The 7,021-nt window shown below is 69.6% G+C and carries 7 protein-coding genes; 4 read left to right on the top strand and 3 right to left on the bottom strand.

Annotation, left to right across the window (positions count from 1 at the left end; all coding sequences use genetic code 11):
- Positions 1-348: 348 nt before the first annotated feature.
- Positions 349-1,287 (top strand): F510_1955 family glycosylhydrolase, encoded by a 939-nt coding sequence (locus U9980_RS11780; protein ID WP_322767948.1) that lies wholly within the window; start codon positions 349-351, stop codon positions 1,285-1,287.
- 155 nt (positions 1,288-1,442) lie between these two features.
- Here the strand turns inward: U9980_RS11780 and U9980_RS11775 are convergent, their stop codons facing one another.
- Complete coding sequence (locus U9980_RS11775; protein WP_322767947.1) at positions 1,443-1,751, bottom strand: hypothetical protein; 309 nt, start codon at positions 1,749-1,751, stop codon at positions 1,443-1,445.
- Positions 1,752-1,961: 210 nt separating this feature from the next.
- Here U9980_RS11775 and U9980_RS11770 point away from each other — a divergent pair, with 210 nt between their 5' ends.
- Complete coding sequence (locus U9980_RS11770) at positions 1,962-2,150, top strand: hypothetical protein (protein WP_416210241.1); 189 nt, start codon at positions 1,962-1,964, stop codon at positions 2,148-2,150.
- 17 nt (positions 2,151-2,167) lie between these two features.
- Here U9980_RS11770 and U9980_RS11765 read toward each other — a convergent pair whose 3' ends face one another.
- The gene (locus U9980_RS11765) at positions 2,168-4,606 is read right to left on the bottom strand and encodes a heavy metal translocating P-type ATPase (RefSeq protein ID WP_416210243.1); all 2,439 of its coding nucleotides are present in this window, start codon (positions 4,604-4,606) and stop codon (positions 2,168-2,170) included.
- Positions 4,607-4,828: 222 nt separating this feature from the next.
- Entirely contained in the window at positions 4,829-5,038 is a 210-nt protein-coding gene (locus U9980_RS11760; protein ID WP_322748278.1) for a DUF2933 domain-containing protein, read from the bottom strand.
- A 503-nt stretch (positions 5,039-5,541) separates the two neighbouring features.
- Here U9980_RS11760 and U9980_RS11755 point away from each other — a divergent pair.
- Both U9980_RS11755 and U9980_RS11750 read left to right on the top strand, forming a co-directional pair.
- Positions 5,542-6,378 carry a cytochrome c biogenesis CcdA family protein gene (locus U9980_RS11755; RefSeq protein ID WP_322767945.1) on the top strand — a complete coding sequence of 279 codons (837 nt, stop codon included), beginning with the start codon at positions 5,542-5,544 and terminating at the stop codon, positions 6,376-6,378.
- A gap of 92 nt (positions 6,379-6,470) precedes the next feature.
- Positions 6,471-7,021 (top strand): BlaI/MecI/CopY family transcriptional regulator (locus U9980_RS11750; RefSeq protein ID WP_322767944.1); only part of this gene is annotated, 551 nt, incomplete at its 3' end.

Raw genomic sequence — 7,021 nt, 5'->3', positions numbered from 1 at the left:
CTGAAGGACTGGCGAGGCATCGCCACCCGCTATGACAAGACCCCGCAGAGCTACCTTGCTGGTCTCCATCTCCGCGCCTCGATAATCTAGATCAAGGATCTCACGCGGATCACCCCTTGATTGCAACCGAATACACGCCCTAGTGGTGTACACAGCCTGACAGGTTGAGGCGGAGCTCCCGGCGCTCGCCGGGCACCCCGTATGCCGTGCCCCCCACGTGGCAGCGACATGACGGACCCCGAGACGCGGCGGGCGGCTATCCGCCGTATTCCGGTCACCCCTTATCTACTATTCTTCTTCGTAGTTGGCTGATGTGAGGCACCGGCACCCGGACGAGGAGCGGACTCTGTGGCGAAACGTACCAGCGTGATGCACCGGTTCGGCCTCGCCGGACAGGCGGCCGGCGTGGGCAGGCCGGCGCGGTTGCGAAGCTGGGGGCTCCTGGTTGTCGGTGTGGCGGCGCTCGCCGTCGCCGTGGCGGTGGCGGTTGTTCCCGGCGACCGGCATGACATCGCCGGTGGCAGCGAGTGGGCGGGTGGGGATCTGGGGATGGCGCACGTCCACGGCCTCGGCGTCGACCCGGCGGACGGCACCCTGTACGCGGCTACCCACTACGGGGTGTTCCGCGTCCCCGCCAGCGGGCCGGCGACGCGGATCGCCGGCCGATACCAGGACACCATGGGGTTCGCCGTGGTGGGGCCGCATCATTTCCTCGGCAGTGGCCACCCCGACATCCGAGAGAACAGGCCAGTCCTTCTCGGGTTGATCGAGTCCACCGACGCCGGGCAGACCTGGCGCACCCTGTCGCTGGAGGGCCAGGCCGACTTCCACGGGCTCAGGGTGGCCCACGGCCAGGTCTACGGCTACAGCAGCACCACCGGCCAGTTCATGGTCAGCGCTAACCGCACCGACTGGGACCGCCGCGCCGCTCTTCCGATCATTGATTTCGCGGTGAGTCCCACCGACCCTGATCTGATCCTCGCGACCACCGGGCAGGGTCTGACCCGCAGTACCGACGGCGGGCGCACCTTCATCCCGCTCGCCGCTGCGCCGCCGCTGACCCTGCTGTCGTGGCCTGCCCCCGACGTGCTGTTCGGGGCTGCGGCGACGGGTGCGGTCCTCGCCAGCACGGACGGCGGGACGACGTGGCAGCAACGCGGTTCACTCGACGGCGCACCCGCAGCGTTCACCGCTGTCGATGCAACCACGGTGCAGGCGGCCACCCATACCGGGATCTACACGTCCACCGACGGTGGACGCACCGTCCGGCTCCGCTACCGCAGCTGACGACAGGGCGATTGCGCCGTGCCGGCCGCCGGCCGTGGCCGCTGATGCCGCGAGAGCCGGCCGCCAGGCATGACGCTCAGCAGTCGCCCACCCGTCCCTGCGGGTGGTGCACAAGGCACGACTTCTGACTCGGGGTGTCGGGTCCGCCTGGCGGTTTACTGCCGCTGGCCAGCGGCGACCGCGCCGACGAAGACGATCAGTATTGCGGCCGGGTAGCCGGCGACGAGATCGACGAGGTTGGATGGCTGACCGCCGAATGCACCCCAATGGGCCAGCAGGTGGATCAGCGCCATCAGCGCTCCGGTGGCCATCAGGACCTGGCCGGTGCGGATGATCCGTCGCTTCTTCTGGTACCGCGCCCGGCGTTCGGCGGCTTTCCGCTCCAGCGGTGTCAGGGCAGGCTGGGATGCATCAGTGCGCCGTGTCTTGTCGGCGCCACCCTCGTTCTTACCTTTTTTGGACATTCTAGGCACCATTCAGGAGTCGCGGTGGAACCGGGGTGGGGATCCCGGCTGGCAACGCGTGTACCCGCCTCAACCGACCCGCCCTTAATGATCAGAGGTGTGGATATAGTACTAAGCTCTATGGTAGATGGCCCCGTGGATCAGAAGGCTGACTGGCCATGCTCGAAGCCACCCTCGCGCTCGGCGTCTCCTGTCAGGTCGTGTCGCAACGTGTCAAACGCGGCGAGTTCCAAGCCGTCCACGCAGGCGGCCCTGCGACGCAACCTGAACAAGGTTTTCCTGGACCACTGGTCGTTCCTGATCGGTGAGATCGTGCTGGAGAGCTGCATCATCCGGGTCCTGACCAGGATCTACCTGACCCTGAGCTTCGATGTCACCGCGGGTAAGACCCGGTGGTAGCGCGACCGCCGGGGTGCTCACTGCGCGAGAGACGGCGTGGGTGCCGGCCGGACGTCCGGCTCTTTCGGCTCCTCCGCTGGCGTGGCGAGGGAGCGGGGTAGCCGCAGCCGCTTGAGCAGGAGTGCATTGACGGCGACCAGGAAGCTGGACCCGGACATGGCCAGGGCCGCGATCTCAGGACGCAGCACCAATCCGAATGCGGGTTCGAACGCTCCCGCCGCGATCGGCAGGGCGATGGTGTTGTAGCCGACGGCCCAACCGAGGTTCTGGCGCATCTTGCGTAGCGTGCCGCGGCCGATGAGCAGCGCGGCCGGCACGTCGAGCGGCTCGGAGCGCATCAGCACCACGTCGGCGGTCTCGATCGCCACGTCGGTGCCGGCACCGATGGCGATACCGAGGTCGGCCTGGGCCAGCGCCGGAGCGTCGTTGACACCGTCGCCGACCATGGCGACCCGACGGCCGTCGCGCTGCAGCCCGGCGACCTTCGCGGCCTTGTCGCCGGGCAGCACCTCGGCGATGACCGTGTCGATGCCGAGCTCGCCGGCGATCCGCTCGGCGGTGGCCCGGTTGTCACCGGTGAGCATGATCACATCGATACCGGCGTCGTGCAGCGCCCGCACCGCCGCGGCAGCCGTCGGCCGCGGCGCGTCGGCGATGCCGATGATCCCGGCCAGTTGGCCGTCGACCGCAACGCCCACCGCGGTCCGGCCGCCCGCCGCCAGTTCGTCCCACCGCCCATCACGGTTACCCCGTGGGACTCCTTCCTGTTCGATCAGCCGGCGGTTGCCGACCGCAACCCGCCGCCCGTCGACGGTGGCGACCGCCCCGCGCCCGGCGTGGCTCGCGAACGCCTCCGCCCGGGCCGCCGGTACCCCACGTCCGTCGGCATGCCGGACGACCGCCGCGGCGAGTGGATGCTCGGACTCCCGTTCGACCGCGGCCACCAGCCGCAGCAGCTCCTCCTCGACCAGACCGTCGACGCTGCCGTCCACGAGGATCGCGGTCACCTCCGGTTCGCCCTTGGTCAGGGTGCCGGTCTTGTCCAGGACGACCGCGTCGATCCGGGCTGAGGTCTCCAACGCGGTCGCGCTCTTGAACAGGATGCCGCGTTTCGCACCGAGACCGGTCCCCACCATGATTGCCGTAGGGGTGGCGAGTCCCAACGCGTCCGGGCAGGTGATGACGACCACCGTGATCGCGAACAGGACTGCCTCCGTGGCGGGACGGCCGGTCCCCAGCAGCCAGACGAGCAGTGTGCCGAGCCCGCCCAGCAGCGCGACGAGCACCAGCCAGAACGCCGCCCGGTCGGCCAGCCGCTGACCGGGCGCCCTGCTGTTCTGCGCCTCCTGAACGAGCGCGACGATCTGCGCCAGTGCCGTGTCCGCCCCGACCTTGGTGGCCCGGACCCGCAGGGTGCCGCTGGTGTTGATGGTCGCGCCGATCACCTCCGCGCCGACGGTCTTGTGCACCGGCAGGCTCTCGCCGGTCACCATCGACTCGTCCACGTCGGACTCGCCCGCCTCGACCACCCCGTCGACGGCGATCCTGCCACCGGGGCGGACGAGCAGCAGGTCACCGACGGCCACCTCGGCGGTCGGCACCTCGACCGGTTCGCCGTCCCGCACCACCAGCGCCGTCTCCGGCGCGAGCTCGAGCAGAGTGCGGATCGCGTCGGTGGCTCCGCCGCGGGCGCGCAGCTCGAACCAGTGCCCCAGCAGCACGAACGCGGCGAGCACGGTCGCCGCCTCGTAGAAGACGTCCCCGCCGCCGGTGAGCGTGACAACGAGGGAGTATGCCCAGCCGATGCCGACAGCGACCGCGACCAGCACCATCATGTCCAGCGTCCGTGCGCGCAGGGCCCGTACCGCCCCGTCGAAGAAGATCCACGACGCCCAGAAGATCACAGGCAGGCTGAGGATCAGCTGAAACACGTCGTCGCGCAACCCGAACGGCGCGGCCACGTCGAAGCCCAGGACGTCACGGCCGATCGCCGACCAGAGCATGATCGGGATCGAGAAGAGCGCCGCGACCAGGAAACGATTGCGCATGTCGGCGACCATCGCCGCCATCGACATCCCCGCATGCCCACCATGCCCCACGGCCTCAGCCTCGGCCTGCGAGGTCGCCGCTCCCTCGGCCGCGACTGGGACGAGGTGCCCGGCCGTGGCCGTGTCCGCGGCATGGTCAGGGTGATCCGCATCCGCCGGATGCGGCATGGGAGCTCGGTGCGGCTCGGCGAGCGGGTCACAGACATGGTCGGGCACGGACTGGCCCCGGCAATGCAGGCCGCAGTCGCGAACCCAACCGGCCAGTTCCGCTACGGACGTCCGCGTCGGGTCGAACCGTACGGTCGCGGTCTGGGAGACCGGGTTCGCCGCCACCCCGTGCACCCCGGGGCGGCGGCCCAGCACTGCCTCCACCCGCGCCTTCTCGGTCGCCCAGTACAGGCCCGACATCTGGAGAACCGCGGTCGCCAGACCCTCTCCTCCATCGATCGCCTCGCGGCCGGCGGGGACCCCGCGGTAGGCGGAGACGTCCATCACACCCCTCCTTGTGCCCCAGCGTCCTATGGCCGTGCTGTTCGGGCGAGTGGCGGGTAACCCCCGGGATGCTGGCCGGGTCCACTGTGATTGCCATGCACGCCGTGTCCGCCATACATGAAGAGCATCAGTTGGGCCTTACCGTTGGGGGCGCGCGGAGTTGCTTTCCTTCTCGTGATGGTGGTCATCGCCTCCCATCCCGCCCATCATGAAAAACATCATCAGTGGGCAGCCCGCGAGGAGTAGAAGAGTGAACAGCGCCGTGGCCGGCAGCAGCCCGGTGATGACGAGGCCTCCGATGATGATTGAAGCGGCCAGGGCGTAGACGGGCACGTTTTTCTTCATCATCAGCGGCCTCCCTTGTCGGGCGTTGCAACGTCAGTCTTTCCCTGCATACCCCCTGGAAACAGGGAACGTGGCAGCGCGTAGGGAGGCCGATGTGCATGGCAACGGAGTGCCGAAAGACCTGCCATGCCGCGTCTGCAGCTGCCTCCACCGTGGACGACGGGTGTGGTTTTGCAGCGGGCCGGAACCCGACGGCCACCCCCTGTGCGTGGGTCCGGTTGTACGCCGTGACCAGCCCGGGGGTTTCGACGCGGCACGGCGCGTACCACGGACGCCCACACGTTGATGACCACGATCTGGCCGCGCAGCGCGGCGAGGTCGACAGCGTCGTGGTTCGCGCACCCGGCGAGAACGGCACGTCCGATCGCGGACACCACGGGGACGCGCCGTAGACGCATCTCTCTACTATGCCGGATAGTGGCTGTGGCTTCTACAACCGGTCGAAGTGGCTGTAGAAGCCGACGACGCGCGGCGACGGCCCTGGGGCCGGTGTGGGAGGTGGGCTGATGCTGCTGGCGGCGGGTGGCGAGGTGGGGTCGGTGGTGCTGTCCGGGTCACTGCTGCTCGCGCTCCCGATCGCGGTGGCCGCCGGGGTGATCTCGTTCGTGTCGCCGTGCTGCCTGCCGCTGGTTCCCGGCTACCTGTCCTACGTCACCGGGTTGAGCGGCGCCGAGGCCCGCCAACCCGGCCGCGCCGGTGCCGTCGCAGCGCCGGTGGCAGCGCCCTCATCCATCCGACCGCTGGCGAGGTGGTGGCGTCGCAGCCGGACGCTGGTCGGCGGTGTGCTGTTCGTCCTGGGTTTCTCCGCGGTCTTCGTCAGCTACGGAGCCGCGTTCGGCGGGGCGGGCCGGGTTCTGCTGATCCACCAACAGGTGATCACCCGGGTACTCGGCGGTCTGACGATTCTGCTCGGGTTGATGTTCGCCGGCCTGCTGGAACGGCTGCCGTGGACGGGCCGCAGCCTCCGGGTGCACTACCGGCCGGCGGCGGGGCTGGCCGGTGCACCGTTGCTGGGGGTGCTGTTCGGGATCGGCTGGACGCCGTGCATCGGGCCGACCCTGGCCGCGGTGCTCAGCCTGTCGTTCAACGCCGGTACCGCCGGGCGGGGGGCGCTGCTGTCGTTCGCCTACAGCCTGGGCCTGGGACTGCCATTCATCGCCGCCGGGATCGCCTTCGACCGTGCGGTGCGGGTGTTCACCGTCCTGCGCCGCCATTCGACGGCCATCATGCGGCTCGGCGGGATCATGCTGGTCCTCGTCGGCCTGATGCAGGTCAGCGGGCTGTGGACCGACCTGATCGTCTGGATGCAGGGTCTGATCAGCGGGTACCGGACACCGTTGTAGGCCAGCCGGGAACGGGTTGTCGTGCGCCGTGGAGGTGGCGGTCCGGGTTATCCACCCTCGCCGCCCCGATGGTCTACGATCGATGTTCGTAGATGAATGGGTACCTCTTCCGGGTGTGGACGTGGGCCGCGTCAGCCGGGGCAGGGCGCCAGGTGGGACGTGTGGAGGCGGCAGGCGTGCGGGGACTGGGTGAGCTGGAGGCCGTGGTCATGGACAGGCTCTGGTCGGCGAGCCAGCCGCAGACGGTCCGCGCGGTGTATGAGGAACTGCTGGTGCACCGCCGGATCGCCTACACGACGGTGATGACGGTGATGGACAACCTGCGCCGCAAGGGCTGGCTGCGTCGAAGCCTCGACGGTCGGGCCTACCTGTACGAGCCGGTACGTTCGCGGGAGGTCCACAGCGCCGAGGTGATGGGGGAGGCGCTCGCCGACAGTACCGACCGGGCGGTGACGCTGATGCACTTCGTCGAGCACATGTCGCCGGCCGAGGCACGGCTGCTGCGGGACGCTCTCGCGCAGAGCGGCGCTGCCGGGAACAGCGGCCGGGCCGCGGGCCCACGTTCCGACGGCGAGGCCGTGCCCGACCGGGCCGGGCCGCAGACGCAGCCCGGCCGGTCCAGCCGGGGCCAGACGCCTAGGCG

This window comes from Protofrankia sp. Cr1, assembly GCF_963555865.1.
Taxonomy (GTDB): Bacteria; Actinomycetota; Actinomycetes; order Frankiales; family Frankiaceae; genus Protofrankia.
The sequence above is the reverse complement of the archived record's forward strand: the minus strand, read 5'-3'. Positions and strand labels throughout refer to the sequence as shown.

What these genes read in the sequence shown, in the direction of transcription:
- U9980_RS11765 (WP_416210243.1), bottom strand. Translation starts at nt 4,606, where the DNA reads ATGTCGGGCCTGTACTGGGCGACCGAGAAGGCGCGGGTGGAGGCAGTG.
- U9980_RS11760 (WP_322748278.1), bottom strand. Translation starts at nt 5,038, where the DNA reads ATGATGAAGAAAAACGTGCCCGTCTACGCCCTGGCCGCTTCAATCATC.
- U9980_RS11755 (WP_322767945.1), top strand. Translation starts at nt 5,542, where the DNA reads ATGCTGCTGGCGGCGGGTGGCGAGGTGGGGTCGGTGGTGCTGTCCGGG.
- U9980_RS11775 (WP_322767947.1), bottom strand. Translation starts at nt 1,751, where the DNA reads ATGTCCAAAAAAGGTAAGAACGAGGGTGGCGCCGACAAGACACGGCGC.